This is a genomic window from Pelagivirga sediminicola (assembly GCF_003072125.1).
Lineage (GTDB): Bacteria > Pseudomonadota > Alphaproteobacteria > Rhodobacterales > Rhodobacteraceae > Roseovarius > Roseovarius sediminicola.
The window spans coordinates 197,002-208,772 of the sequence record NZ_QCYH01000001.1 but is presented as its reverse complement, the minus strand read 5'-3'; the positions used below and the strand labels follow the sequence as shown (position 1 = coordinate 208,772).

Here is an 11,771-nt window from a genome sequence, read left to right as displayed (position 1 = left end):
CCGATGAAAAAACTCCTCATTCTCGCCGCGCTGGCGGCAATGACCGGCTGCGCCACTGTCGAGGGCGTCGGCCGCGACATCTCGGGCGCCTCGCGCGGCGTTCAAAGCTGGTTCTGATGCGCTAATCGCGGACTGCGCGCCATGCGGCCCCGCCTGCGGGGCTTTCGGCGTTTGCCTTGCATGACGCGGCCCGAGCCCCTAACAACAGCCGCGACACTGCCCCGATGGAAAGGTCCGCCATGGTCAAGCTCGACATCATCTCCGATCCGATCTGCCCGTGGTGCTATATCGGCAAGGTCCTGCTGGACCGCGCGCTGGAGCAGCGCGCCGATCATCCCTTTGTCATCGAATGGCACCCCTTTCAGCTGAACCCCGACATGCCCAAAGGCGGCATGGACCGGCGCGCCTATCTGGAGGCCAAGTTCGGCGGCAAGGATGCCGCCGTCGCCGCCTATGCGCCCGTGGTCGAGCGCGCCGAGGCCGCCGGGATCGCCATTGATTTCGAGGCGATGGCGCGCACGCCCAACACGCTCGACGCGCACCGCCTGATCCACTGGGCCGGCATCGAGGGCAAGCAGAACGCGGCGGCGATGGCGCTCTTTGCCGCCTACTTCACCCATGGGCGCGATATCGGCGATGCCGAGGTGCTGGCCGACATTGCCGACGGTCTTGGCATGGATGCCGCCGTGGTGGCCAAGCTCTTGGCCACCGACGCCGACAGCGCCGACATCACAGCGCGCGATGCGCAATTCCGCGAAATGGGCATCGCATCCGTTCCCACCTTCATCGTCGCCGCCCAGCATGCCGTGCCGGGTGCGCAGGATACCGAATTGTGGCTGCGCGTGATGGATGAGATCGTCGAAAAGCAGGCGGACTGATCGCCAGTATACCTTTGCATACTGCAACCTTCCCTTCCCTCGGAGATTGCGCTAAAGACCCTGCAATCACCGACCCCTGACACACGAAAGGCGCCCATATGTCCAAGATCAAGGTAGAAAACCCCATCGTCGAGCTCGACGGCGACGAGATGACCCGCATCATCTGGGATTTCATCAAGAAAAAGCTGATCCTGCCCTATCTCGACGTCGATCTGAAATACTATGACCTCGGCATCATGGCCCGTGATGAGACGGACGACCAGATCACCGTGGACGCCGCCCACGCGATCCAGAAATACGGCGTCGGCGTCAAATGCGCGACCATCACCCCCGATGAGGGCAGGGTTGAGGAATTCGGCCTGAAAAAGATGTGGCGCAGCCCCAACGGCACCATCCGCAACATCCTCGGCGGCGTGGTCTTCCGCGAGCCGATCATCTGCAAGAACGTGCCGCGCCTCGTTCCCGGCTGGACCCAGCCCATCGTGATCGGCCGCCACGCATACGGCGATCAGTATCGCGCCACCGACATGAAATTCCCCGGCCCCGGCACGCTGTCGATGAAATTCGTCGGCGATGACGGCACGGTGATGGAAGAGGAAGTGTTCAAGGCTCCCTCCTCGGGCGTTTACATGGGCATGTACAACCTCGACGATTCCATCCACGATTTCGCCCGCGCATCCTTCAACTATGGGCTCAAACGCGGCTATCCGGTGTACCTCTCGACCAAGAACACCATCCTGAAGAATTATGACGGCCAGTTCATGATCATCTTTCAGAAGGTGTTCGACGAGGAATTCAAGGACAAGTTCGACGCCGCCGGCATCACCTACGAACACCGCCTGATCGACGACATGGTCGCCTCCGCGATGAAATGGTCCGGCGGCTATGTCTGGGCTTGCAAGAACTACGATGGCGACGTGCAGTCCGACACCGTCGCGCAGGGCTTTGGCTCGCTTGGCCTGATGACCAGCCAACTGATGACGCCCGACGGCCAGATCGTCGAGGCCGAGGCGGCCCACGGCACCGTCACCCGCCACTACCGCCAGCACCAGAAGGGCGAGGAGACATCGACCAACTCGATCGCGTCGATTTTTGCCTGGACCGGCGGGCTGAAGCATCGCGGCAAGCTGGACAGCAACGAGGCGCTGACCAACTTCGCCGAAACGCTGGAAAAGGTGGTCGTCGATACGGTCGAATCGGGTCACATGACCAAGGATCTGGCGCTGCTGGTCGGCCCCGATCAGAAATGGCTGACCACTATGGGCTTTTTGGAGAAGGTCGACGAGAACCTGAACAAGGCGCTTCAGGGCTGATCGCCCGGATAGCTGAAGTGACGAAAGGGGCGGGCCGGACGGTCCGCCCCTTTTACGTGGGCTGCCCGAGGCGGGAACCTTCACGGCGCGCAGCGGTTGTCGTCCCGCATCCCGCAATGAAGGAGACACTCATGCGCATGATCACCGCCGCCTTGGTGGCCGCCCTTGTTCCCGCGACGGCCATGGCCAAGGATACACCCCCACCCGCCGACGCGATGAAGCTCTCGGAGGTCATCTCGGCGCTGGAAGAGCGGGTCGGAGACGAGCTGTCCCATATCGACGAAATCGACTGGGACGAAGATGGCTATTGGGAAATCGAATATGTCAGAACCGACGGTGCCCAGGTCGAGGTGAAGATTGACCCGACAACCGGCGACGCGCGTAATTAACGGGTTTCCAGCGACATAGGTTTTCGCGCCGGCGCGGCAGGTATATCGCGCAGTGACCGATCAATATCGCGGAAGGCCTGGGCCAATGTCTCCGGCCTTTTTCGTGATCATCCGGCTTCCGCCACGTCGACGGTCTCTGCGGCAATCTCGGCCTCGCTGTCATCTGCTTCATCCTCATCGACTCGTCGCCGATTGGTTTTCTCGCTCAGATCGACAGTTCCGGCAAAGAAACTGGAGGCCGCCAGCATCGGGACAACGTAAACCATCTTTTCGGTAAGAAACGCTGCGGCACAAGACGGCAGCAGCACGATAGCGGCCTTGATCGCCGCGTTCTTCAAACTCATGACGTCCATCCTTTGCCTGCCTGCAAAGGCAGATTGCCGACGCCCCTTGACGAAAAGGGATCGCTATCCCGTGATCCTGATCCCGTGACGCCCGGCCAGATCGGTCACGAATTGCCACGCGACGCGGCCCGAGCGGCCGCCGCGGGTGGCCTGCCATTCAATCGCCTCGGCGCGCAGATCCTCGTCCGAGATCTCGATCCCGAAGGCGTCGCAATAGCCGCGGATCATCGCCAGGTATCCGTCCTGATCGCAGGCATGAAAGCCCAGCCACAAGCCGAAACGATCGCTCAGCGACACCTTTTCCTCGACCGCCTCGGCGGGATTTATCGCCGAGCCGCGCTCGTTCTCGATCATGTCGCGAGGCATCAGGTGGCGGCGGTTGGACGTGGCGTAGAAGATCACGTTTTCGGGCCGGCCCTCGATCCCGCCATCCAGCACCGCCTTGAGCGATTTGTAGTGCTGGTCATCATGGCTGAAGCTAAGATCGTCGCAGTAGAGGATGAACCGCGCATCGCTGGCGCGCAGCAGCGACAGCAGCCGCGTCACGCTGGTCAGATCCTCGCGCTGAAGCTCCACGATCTTGAGCGGAAGCCCCTCGGCCACCACGGCGCCGTGCACGGCCTTCACAAGGCTGGATTTGCCCATGCCCCGCGCACCCCACAGCAGGGCGTTGTTGGCCGGCAGGCCGCGCGCGAAATGGCGGGTATTCTCCAGCAGCGTGTCGCGCGCGCGGTTGATCCCGACCAGCAGGTTCATGTCCACGCGCGCCACGTCCGGAACGGGTTGCAGATGATCGGGCGAGACATGCCAGACATAGGCATCGCATGCCGCCAGATCGGGCGCGGGGCGCGGCGGCGGGCTGATCCGCTCCAGCGCCTCGGCGATGCGCTGCATCTCGCTCATGCGCGCGGCTCCTCGTCCGGCGCCTCGTCGTCCGTCTCGTCCTCGGGGTCCATGTCCTCGGGATGCATGTCGTCGCCGGTCATCTCGTCCTCGTCATCGAACCACAGGCCCTCGGCGCGCAGCTTGGCCTCGCGCTTGCGCTCGACGCGGGCGACCAGCTGAATGGAGATCTCGTAAAGGCCGTAGACCACGACAAAAAGGATCGCCTGCGTGATGACATCGGGCGGCGTGACAAGCGCGGCCAGCACGAGGATGCCGACGACGGCATATTTGCGCACCGCCCGCAGCCCGTCCGCGCCGACCAGCCCCGCCTTGCCCATGAGGGTCAGCAGCACGGGCAATTGGAAACACAGGCCGAAGGCGACGATGAACTTGATCGTGAGGTTCAGATATTCCTGCGCCGAGCCCTGAAACACGACGCTGAGCGGCGCAGCGCCCTTGACACCCTCCACGACCTCGCCGGTATTGCCGAATTGCTGGAAACCCAGGAAGAAATCATAGGCCAGCGGCGTGACGACGTAGAACGCAAAGCTGGCGCCCAGAAAGAACATGAAGGGCGAGGCCACAAGAAACGGCAGGAACGCGCCCTTTTCCGAGCGATAAAGCCCCGGCGCCACGAAGCGCCACATCTGGTTGGCGATGAACGGGAACGCCAGGATGAAACCGCCCAGCAGCGAGACCTTGATCGCGACAAAGAACCCTTCCTGCGGCGAGATGAAGATCAGGTCGCAATCCTGGCCCCGATCCGCCAGCACCGAGCATAGCGGCGCAGTGAGGTAGTTGAAGATCGGCTGCGCCACGGTAAAGCAGATGATCATCCCGCCGAGGAAATACAGCACCGAATGGATGAGGCGCGTGCGCAGCTCCGCCAGATGTTCGATCAGCGGCGCGCTGCTGTCCTCGATATCGTCGCTCTGGCTCATGCCTTGCCCTCACCGGGTTTCTTGGCGGGCGTCTTGGCCGCTGTCTTGGTTGGGGCGGGTTTGGCCGCTGCCTTCGGCTTGGTTGCGGCCTTGGGTTTCGCGGCTGCTTTGGGCTTGGCTGCCGTTTTTGGCTTGGCAGCTGTTTTGGGCGCAGCGGCAGCCTTGGTGGCGGTCGCGGCCGGTTTTGTCTTGGGCGCGGGTTTCTTCGCCCGCGGGTTGGGCTTGCCGGACGCTTTGGGGGCGCTGGCCGTCTTGTCTGCCGGGGATGCCGCGGCCTTCTCGGTCGCCTCGGCCTTCTCGCGGTCCAGCCGCGCTTGGGTCGCCTTGGCGGAATGGGCGGTGATCTTGTCCTTGGCCTCCTGCCGCTCGGGGCTGAGCGGCTCGGCCTCCGGCTTGGGCTTGCCCGCGTCGCGGGTGGCCTGGGTAAAGCTCTTGGTGCTCTTTTTCACCTCGTCCATGGCCGAGCCGATGGGGTTGGTCGCCTTGCGCAGGCTGTCGCTCATCCCCTTGACGCCGGACTCGTCGGCGGCGTCGTTCATCGCCTTGGAAAACTCGCGCGCCATGCCTTTGGCCTTGCCCACGAACTGACCGACCGTGCGGAACATGCCGGGCAAATCCTTGGGGCCGACCACGATCAGCGCGACGATGCCGATCAGCAGAAGCTCCGTCCAGCCGAGATCGAACATGGTGTGTTCAGACCTTGTCTTTGGTCTTGGACGTCTTGGTGGGTTTCGGTGTCACATCGCGCGCGTCATCCTCGTAATCCACATCGGCGCTGGCCGCGCTGCTTTCGATTTCCTTGTTGCCTTCGTCGATGCCCTTCTTGAAGGACGTGATGCCCTTGCCGACCTCGCCCATGAGCGACGAGATCTTGCCGCGGCCGAACAGCACCAGCACCACGACAGCGATCAGAAGAAGGCCGGGAAGGCCGATATTGTTGAGCATGTCTAGTCTCCTTGAGGTCGGGGCGCCCTGCTGAGCTCCCCTGCATGTCGACCCCGTATCTAAACCTTGCGGCGGCTGGATTAAAGACGATTCCGAAGGCGCCGGCCGGATTTGCACGAAAACCCGGCCGGGCGGCGGGCACATGCCGCGGATTTCCCGATATTTGCCGTAGAATGACCGGTCAGACGCGCGCCGGAAAGACAAAGCAGCGGTCGCGCCGCAGCATCAGCCACAGCGCCTTGCCGGGGCTGGGCAGGAACACGTTGGGCACCGTCGCCTTGAGGATCGACCCGTCGTGATCCATGCGGAATTCCACAAGGCTTTCCGAACCCATGAAGCGCGCGCGCTGCACCACGCCGCGGGCGGGCGTGCCGTCCTGCACGGTGGGATTGGGGCCGCGCCCGGCGCGGTCGAAATCGATCTTGATATGCTGCGGGCGGATGACGATGTCGACGGCGCTGCCATCCGGCACGCCCGGCGCAAGGAACTGGCCGAACGGCGTGGAGGTGAGCGCGCCATTAACTGTGCCGCGTATGACATTGATATCGCTGAAGAACGCGACCGCGTCGCGATCCACCGGCGCATTGTAGACATTATAGGGCGCGCCCTGCTGCACGATGCGCCCACCGCGCATCAGCGCGATGTCATCGGCCATGCGCATCGCCTCGTCCGGCTCGTGCGTGACCAGAAGGACGGCCGCATCCTCCTCGCGCAGGATGTCCAGCGTCTCGTCGCGGATGCCGTCGCGCAGGCGGTTGTCGAGGCCCGAGAATGGCTCGTCCATCAGCATGATGCGCGGGCGCGGCGCCAGCGCGCGCGCGAGCGCGACGCGCTGCTGCTCGCCACCCGACAGCTCGTGCGGATAGGAGGCGCCGTAGCGGCCCAGCCCGACCCGCTCCAGCAGCTCGGCGACGCGCGCATCCGTCTCGGCCCGCGGGCCGGTCAGGCCGAAGGCGACATTGCCCGCGACATTCAGATGCGGGAAAAGCGCGAAATCCTGGAACATCAGCCCGATATTGCGCTGCTCGGGCGGCACGCGCGCGCTGCCGTCGCAGATCACGCGGCCATCGACCAGCACCTTGCCCGAATCCTGCGTCTCGACCCCCGCGATCATCCGCAGCGTGGTGGATTTGCCGCAGCCCGACGGGCCCAGAAGGCACGTCACCTGCCCCGGCATCACCGCCAGCGAGATATCGTCGACCACCAGCCGCCCGTCATAGCGGCGGCTGAGGTTCTCGATCTGCAATCTGGGCACTTTTGAGGGCATTGCGCACTATCCGATCAAACCGGTCGGGAAAGGGTGTGACCGGCAGATAAGGCTTATCGGGCCGAAGCTCAATCGCGAATGACGATTTCAACGCGCAAGGATGCGGCCCGGACGGCGGGGCGCTCGACGACACGCCTGTGCCCTCCTGCCCGCTTGCCTCCATCGCGCTCTCCCACGGCGCACAATCGAATTCGAGGCCGTGCAAGAGGAGCAGGGCGCGTTTGCCGTGGCCACGCGCGAGGTTCGCAATTCCAAGGGCAGCAGTAAAAAAGGCGGCGATCTGGTGGACAGCGTGGAGGAGCCGATCGAGGCCGATCTTGACGATCTGGGTATCGAGACGGATGTTCAGCTCGGCTCGGCCAGTGGCGGCGGGTATGGCGCGCATTTCTGTGTGCCCGCGCGATCGCTGGACCACGAGGCCCTACAAGCGCCGCAACTCCTTCGGGGTGCCGGCGACCTGTGGCGGTCCGGCGGAAACCCGGCACTACCGGCAAAAAACGAACGGAAAATGGACGCGGATGAAGACCTGGTATCTGCCGACGAATTACTGGCAATGGACGCGCTATGACGGCGCCTTCCGCTACAATCGCTGGATAAAACACCTCTCGTCGATCCAGGGCGGGCCATCTTTCGTGCGCAGCTTCACGGCGATCTATGATTGAACTGGCCGCGTGGCAGGCCCGGCACCAAAGGTCGGGCCTGCCACCTTGTCAGATAGTGGAATTCGTGCTGCCGCCATCCAGCAGCAGGTTCTGGCCCACGATGAAGCCTGCATGGACCGAGCAGAGGAACGCGCAGGCGGCGCCGAACTCCTCGGCCGAGCCATAGCGCCCGGCGGGGATCGTGGCATAGCGCTGCTCGCGCGCTTCCTGCATGGTGATGCCCTGCGCCTTGGTCACGCCGGTATCGAGCTGCACGGCGCGGTCCGTGGCGTGGATGCCCGGCAGCAGGTTGTTGATCGTCACGCCCTTGCCCGCAACCTGCCGCGCCGTGCCCGCGACATAGCCGGTCAGTCCCGTGCGCGCGGCGTTGGACAGCCCCAGCGCGGGGATCGGCGCCTTGACCGATTGCGAGGTGATGTTGACCACCCGGCCCCAGCCACGCTCCATCATGCCGGGCAGCACGGCCTTCATCAGGGCGATCGGCGTCAGCATGTTGGAATCCAATGCCTTGATGAAATCATCGCGGTCCCAATCGCTCCACATGCCCGGCGGCGGGCCGCCTGCGTTGGTGACGAGGATGTCGGGCGCGCCCGCGGCCTTCAGCACCGCCTGCTGCCCCTCTTCGGTGGTGATGTCTGCCGCGACGACGGTGACATCGACGCCGAATTCGGCGCGAATCGTATCCGCCGCCGCATCCAGCGCATCCTGCCCGCGCGCGTTCATCACCAGATCGACGCCCTCGGCGGCCAGCGCCCTTGCGCAGCCCAGCCCCAGCCCCTTCGACGACGCGCAGACCACTGCACGCTTGCCCGTCAGACCCATATCCATGTATTGCTCCTCTTTCCTGCCGCCGTGAAAATCTCTGATCCGCGACGCGACCGCGCCACAATCGGCTTGTAGAGATCGACGTTAAAGCGTTTTGCGAAAAACCTGAATCACTGATTTTGGCGAAACGCACGCGACATATCAGCGTTGCGCGCGTTTCGTCTTTATCTGATGTCTCAGGTCAAAGGCAAAACGCTTCAGGTCAGTGGCGCCGGCACCAAAAGTCGAATTTTATGCGCGGCGGCGCTGCGGATCGTATAATAACGTAGAGCGGCGCCCGTGATGCCGCCCCTGCCCGGTGCACCGGCACCGGCTGAACGACCAGACAGAATGATCAGTATGACCCATGACTTTGTCCAGACCCTGACCGTTCTTCCCGCCGCCGCCGTGACGGTGGTGAACGGTGCCAATCTGGGCGATGCGATCTCCTTTGCCGACGAGCTGGATCTGGACGACGTCTATGAGCTGCACCCGCGCGCCGTGCCGCGCCGCCTGTCGGTGCTGCCCGGCACGGGGGGCACGCTGGCCATCGCGCCCGGCTCGGACGCGGGCAGGCCCGGCAATGCGGTGCATCTGGACGCATCGCTGACCATGATGACGGCGTCGGGCGGCACGACCGAGGTGCTTTTGCTGGTCGAGGTCGATGGCGCAGGCTACGCCGAGGCGATCTATGCGCTGCCACTGGCGCCGCTGGCGGCGCGGGTGGGGTACACGCTGGTCGGGATCGACCGGGACGGCGCCCTGACCCGGTTTGCGCAGGTGGCCTGCGTGTCATTCTCGCGCGGCACGCATGTCACCATGGCGTCGGGCGCGCAGGTGCGGATCGAGGATTTGCAGCCCGGCAATCTGGTGCTGACGCGCGACGACGGGCCGCGTCCGCTGCGCTGGATCGGCAAGGCGACGACGCGGGCGGTCGGATTTTTCGCCCCCATCCGCATCCGCGCGGGCGCGCTAAACAACGACGGCGATCTGACGGTAAGCCCCGAAAGCCGCCTGTTCATCTACCAACGCTCGGACGCCCTGGGCGCCGGGCGCAAGGAAATCCTGGTGCGCGCGCGCCATCTGGTGAATGGCGACAGCGTGGTGCAGCAGGGCGGCGGGTTCATCGACTATTACCAGCTGCTTTTTGACGATCACCAGATCATCTATGTCGAAGGCATCGCCGCCGAAACCATGCTGGTCGATCCACGCACGCGCCCGATCCTTCCGCCCGACATCACGGACGGGCCGGACACGGGCCAGCCCGAGCACGAGCGGCGCGCCCACATGGATTTCGAAGTGCAGGAGCGGCTGGTCGAGCGGCCCGATGCGGCCGAGATCCTGCGCCGCTCCTCGATTCGCTGACCGGCGCTATTTCTTCTCCGCGTCCAGCTCTTCCTCGGCAACGGGATCGTCGTTGCCGTCCAGATGCGGCTCGCGCAATGCCTCCTGCATTGCCGAATGGGTCCAGCCCTCGGGCTTCTTCTTGGGCTTGCCGAAGGGGTCGGCGGCGGTTTTGGGGTTGTCCGGCCTGGCCGGGGTCTGTTTCTTGTCATCGGTCATGGAAAGCCTCCTTTTGACGTCCTGCCATGAGAACGCGCCGCCCGCCTGCCCCGTTCCCGCATGCCCCTGTGCCGCCTGCACGCCCCATTGCGCGCGGATGCGGCGCGCACTATACGCGCCTCATGCTGGATCATGCCCAAAACCGCCCCGACCTGCCGTTCGAGATCGCGCGTCGCCGCACGTTCGCGATCATCTCGCACCCCGATGCGGGCAAGACGACGCTGACCGAGAAATTCCTGCTGTTCGGCGGCGCCATCCAGATGGCCGGACAGGTCCGCGCCAAGGGCGAGGCTCGGCGCACGCGCTCGGATTTCATGCAGATGGAAAAGGATCGCGGCATCTCGGTCTCGGCCTCGGCGATGTCGTTCGATTTCAAGACATATCGCTTCAATCTGGTCGACACGCCCGGCCACAGCGATTTCTCCGAAGACACGTATCGCACGCTGACGGCCGTGGATGCGGCCGTGATGGTGATCGACGGCGCGAAGGGCGTCGAATCCCAGACGCAGAAGCTGTTCGAGGTCTGCCGCTTGCGCGATCTGCCGATCCTGACATTTTGCAACAAGATGGACCGCGAGAGCCGCGACACCTTCGACATCATCGACGAAATTCAGGAAAATCTGGCCATCGACATCACCCCGGCCAGTTGGCCCATCGGCATGGGCCGCGAATTCGTCGGCTGCTATGACATGCTGAACGACCGGCTCGAGCTGATGGACCGCGCAGACCGCAACAAGGTGGCCGCCAGTATCGAGATCAACGGTCTGGATGATCCCAAGCTGGACCAGCACCTGCCCGCGCCGCTGGTCGCGAAGCTGCGCGAGGAGGTCGAGATGGCGCGCGAGCTGCTGCCCGGCCTTGACCGACAGGCGGTGCTGGAGGGGCATATGAGCCCGATCTGGTTCGGCTCCGCGATCAACTCCTTCGGCGTCAAGGAACTGATGGAGGGCATCGCCGCCTACGGCCCCCAGCCACAGCCGCAAAGCGCCGAGCCGCGCCAGATCGCGCCCGAAGAGGACAAGGTCGCCGGGTTCGTGTTCAAGGTGCAGGCCAACATGGACCCCAAGCACCGCGACCGGGTGGCGTTCCTGCGCATGGCGTCGGGCCATTTCAAGCGCGGCATGAAGCTGACCCATGTGCGCAGCAAGAAGCCGATGACGGTGACGAACCCGGTCCTCTTCCTCGCCTCCGACCGCGAACTGGCGGACGAGGCATGGGCCGGCGACATCATCGGCATTCCCAACCACGGCCAGCTGCGTATCGGCGACACCCTGACCGAGGGCGAGGCGCTGCGCGTGACCGGCATCCCCAGCTTTGCCCCCGAATTGCTACAAACCGCGCGTGCGGGCGATCCGCTGAAATCCAAGCATCTGGAAAAGGCGCTGATGCAATTCGCCGAGGAAGGCGCGGCCAAGGTGTTCAAGCCGGTCTTTGGCTCGGGCTTCATCGTCGGCGTCGTCGGCGCGCTGCAGTTCGAGGTTCTGGCCAGCCGGATCGAGCTGGAATACGGCCTGCCCGTCCGCTTCGAGCCGTCGCAATTCACCTCCGCGCGCTGGGCGCAGGGGGACCGCGTCGCGCTGGACGCGTTCATCAAGGCCAATCAGGCCCATATCGCGCATGACAATGACGGCGACGTCGTCTACCTGACGCGGCTGCAATGGGACATCGACCGCATCGAGCGCGATTTTCCCGATATCAACCTGACGGCCACCAAGGAAATGATGGTCTGAGCGGGGCCGCCGAGCCGCAGCGCGCGCGGGGTCGGCGCGCCGCCTTGCCA

Annotated in this window: 15 protein-coding genes; 7 read left to right on the top strand and 8 right to left on the bottom strand. The window is 64.3% G+C overall.

All coding sequences use genetic code 11. From position 1 onward, the window contains the following. The first annotated feature begins 3 nt into the window (after window positions 1-3). From DC366_RS00955 to DC366_RS00940, 4 genes are all read left to right on the top strand, one after another. On the top strand, window positions 4-117 hold the full coding sequence (locus DC366_RS00955) for an entericidin EcnA/B family protein (protein WP_108690315.1): 114 nt from the start codon (window positions 4-6) through the stop codon (window positions 115-117). Between the two features lie 122 nt (window positions 118-239). Then, a complete protein-coding gene (locus DC366_RS00950; protein WP_108690789.1) occupies window positions 240-878 on the top strand; it encodes a DsbA family oxidoreductase in 639 nt (212 codons plus the stop codon). 98 nt (window positions 879-976) lie between these two features. Continuing rightward, window positions 977-2,191: an NADP-dependent isocitrate dehydrogenase gene (locus DC366_RS00945; RefSeq protein ID WP_108690314.1), complete on the top strand. Its 1,215-nt coding sequence runs from the start codon at window positions 977-979 to the stop codon at window positions 2,189-2,191. A 131-nt stretch (window positions 2,192-2,322) separates the two neighbouring features. Continuing rightward, the gene (locus tag DC366_RS00940) at window positions 2,323-2,580 is read left to right on the top strand and encodes a PepSY domain-containing protein (RefSeq protein ID WP_207768642.1); all 258 of its coding nucleotides are present in this window, start codon (window positions 2,323-2,325) and stop codon (window positions 2,578-2,580) included. Between the two features lie 107 nt (window positions 2,581-2,687). Here the strand turns inward: DC366_RS00940 and DC366_RS00935 are convergent, their stop codons facing one another. From DC366_RS00935 to DC366_RS00910, 6 genes are all read right to left on the bottom strand, one after another. Next, a complete protein-coding gene (locus tag DC366_RS00935; RefSeq protein ID WP_133176154.1) occupies window positions 2,688-2,924 on the bottom strand; it encodes a hypothetical protein in 237 nt (78 codons plus the stop codon). A 63-nt stretch (window positions 2,925-2,987) separates the two neighbouring features. Next, window positions 2,988-3,827: an ATP-binding protein gene (locus DC366_RS00930; protein WP_108690312.1), complete on the bottom strand. Its 840-nt coding sequence runs from the start codon at window positions 3,825-3,827 to the stop codon at window positions 2,988-2,990. Beyond that, window positions 3,824-4,750, bottom strand: a complete 927-nt coding sequence (gene tatC, locus DC366_RS00925) for a twin-arginine translocase subunit TatC (RefSeq protein WP_108690311.1) — start codon at window positions 4,748-4,750, stop codon at window positions 3,824-3,826. The genes DC366_RS00930 and tatC overlap by 4 nt, the downstream gene beginning before the upstream one ends. Next, window positions 4,747-5,436, bottom strand: coding sequence for a Sec-independent protein translocase protein TatB (gene tatB, locus DC366_RS00920; RefSeq protein ID WP_108690310.1), 690 nt, complete (start codon window positions 5,434-5,436; stop codon window positions 4,747-4,749). The genes tatC and tatB overlap by 4 nt, the downstream gene beginning before the upstream one ends. 7 nt (window positions 5,437-5,443) lie before the next feature. After that, entirely contained in the window at window positions 5,444-5,695 is a 252-nt protein-coding gene (locus tag DC366_RS00915; protein WP_108690309.1) for a twin-arginine translocase TatA/TatE family subunit, read from the bottom strand. Between the two features lie 181 nt (window positions 5,696-5,876). Continuing rightward, complete coding sequence (locus tag DC366_RS00910; protein ID WP_108690308.1) at window positions 5,877-6,962, bottom strand: ABC transporter ATP-binding protein; 1,086 nt, start codon at window positions 6,960-6,962, stop codon at window positions 5,877-5,879. Between the two features lie 226 nt (window positions 6,963-7,188). Here DC366_RS00910 and DC366_RS00905 point away from each other — a divergent pair, with 226 nt between their 5' ends. Beyond that, window positions 7,189-7,530: a hypothetical protein gene (locus DC366_RS00905; protein ID WP_133176153.1), complete on the top strand. Its 342-nt coding sequence runs from the start codon at window positions 7,189-7,191 to the stop codon at window positions 7,528-7,530. 142 nt (window positions 7,531-7,672) lie between these two features. Here DC366_RS00905 and DC366_RS00900 read toward each other — a convergent pair whose 3' ends face one another. Then, window positions 7,673-8,452: an SDR family oxidoreductase gene (locus DC366_RS00900; protein WP_108690306.1), complete on the bottom strand. Its 780-nt coding sequence runs from the start codon at window positions 8,450-8,452 to the stop codon at window positions 7,673-7,675. A gap of 336 nt (window positions 8,453-8,788) precedes the next feature. Here DC366_RS00900 and DC366_RS00895 point away from each other — a divergent pair, with 336 nt between their 5' ends. Then, window positions 8,789-9,793, top strand: a complete 1,005-nt coding sequence (locus DC366_RS00895; RefSeq protein ID WP_243404996.1) for a Hint domain-containing protein — start codon at window positions 8,789-8,791, stop codon at window positions 9,791-9,793. A gap of 6 nt (window positions 9,794-9,799) precedes the next feature. Here DC366_RS00895 and DC366_RS00890 read toward each other — a convergent pair whose 3' ends face one another. After that, window positions 9,800-9,991 (bottom strand): hypothetical protein, encoded by a 192-nt coding sequence (locus DC366_RS00890; RefSeq protein ID WP_108690304.1) that lies wholly within the window; start codon window positions 9,989-9,991, stop codon window positions 9,800-9,802. Between the two features lie 122 nt (window positions 9,992-10,113). Here DC366_RS00890 and DC366_RS00885 point away from each other — a divergent pair, with 122 nt between their 5' ends. After that, entirely contained in the window at window positions 10,114-11,721 is a 1,608-nt protein-coding gene (locus DC366_RS00885; protein WP_108690303.1) for a peptide chain release factor 3, read from the top strand. The last annotated feature ends 50 nt before the right edge of the window (window positions 11,722-11,771 follow it).

What these genes read in the sequence shown, in the direction of transcription:
- DC366_RS00895 (WP_243404996.1), top strand. Translation starts at nt 8,789, where the DNA reads ATGACCCATGACTTTGTCCAGACCCTGACCGTTCTTCCCGCCGCCGCC.
- DC366_RS00950 (WP_108690789.1), top strand. Translation starts at nt 240, where the DNA reads ATGGTCAAGCTCGACATCATCTCCGATCCGATCTGCCCGTGGTGCTAT.
- tatC (WP_108690311.1), bottom strand. Translation starts at nt 4,750, where the DNA reads ATGAGCCAGAGCGACGATATCGAGGACAGCAGCGCGCCGCTGATCGAA.
- DC366_RS00935 (WP_133176154.1), bottom strand. Translation starts at nt 2,924, where the DNA reads ATGAGTTTGAAGAACGCGGCGATCAAGGCCGCTATCGTGCTGCTGCCG.
- tatB (WP_108690310.1), bottom strand. Translation starts at nt 5,436, where the DNA reads ATGTTCGATCTCGGCTGGACGGAGCTTCTGCTGATCGGCATCGTCGCG.
- DC366_RS00945 (WP_108690314.1), top strand. Translation starts at nt 977, where the DNA reads ATGTCCAAGATCAAGGTAGAAAACCCCATCGTCGAGCTCGACGGCGAC.
- DC366_RS00915 (WP_108690309.1), bottom strand. Translation starts at nt 5,695, where the DNA reads ATGCTCAACAATATCGGCCTTCCCGGCCTTCTTCTGATCGCTGTCGTG.
- DC366_RS00890 (WP_108690304.1), bottom strand. Translation starts at nt 9,991, where the DNA reads ATGACCGATGACAAGAAACAGACCCCGGCCAGGCCGGACAACCCCAAA.
- DC366_RS00900 (WP_108690306.1), bottom strand. Translation starts at nt 8,452, where the DNA reads ATGGATATGGGTCTGACGGGCAAGCGTGCAGTGGTCTGCGCGTCGTCG.
- DC366_RS00940 (WP_207768642.1), top strand. Translation starts at nt 2,323, where the DNA reads ATGCGCATGATCACCGCCGCCTTGGTGGCCGCCCTTGTTCCCGCGACG.
- DC366_RS00910 (WP_108690308.1), bottom strand. Translation starts at nt 6,962, where the DNA reads ATGCCCTCAAAAGTGCCCAGATTGCAGATCGAGAACCTCAGCCGCCGC.
- DC366_RS00885 (WP_108690303.1), top strand. Translation starts at nt 10,114, where the DNA reads ATGCTGGATCATGCCCAAAACCGCCCCGACCTGCCGTTCGAGATCGCG.
- DC366_RS00930 (WP_108690312.1), bottom strand. Translation starts at nt 3,827, where the DNA reads ATGAGCGAGATGCAGCGCATCGCCGAGGCGCTGGAGCGGATCAGCCCG.
- DC366_RS00955 (WP_108690315.1), top strand. Translation starts at nt 4, where the DNA reads ATGAAAAAACTCCTCATTCTCGCCGCGCTGGCGGCAATGACCGGCTGC.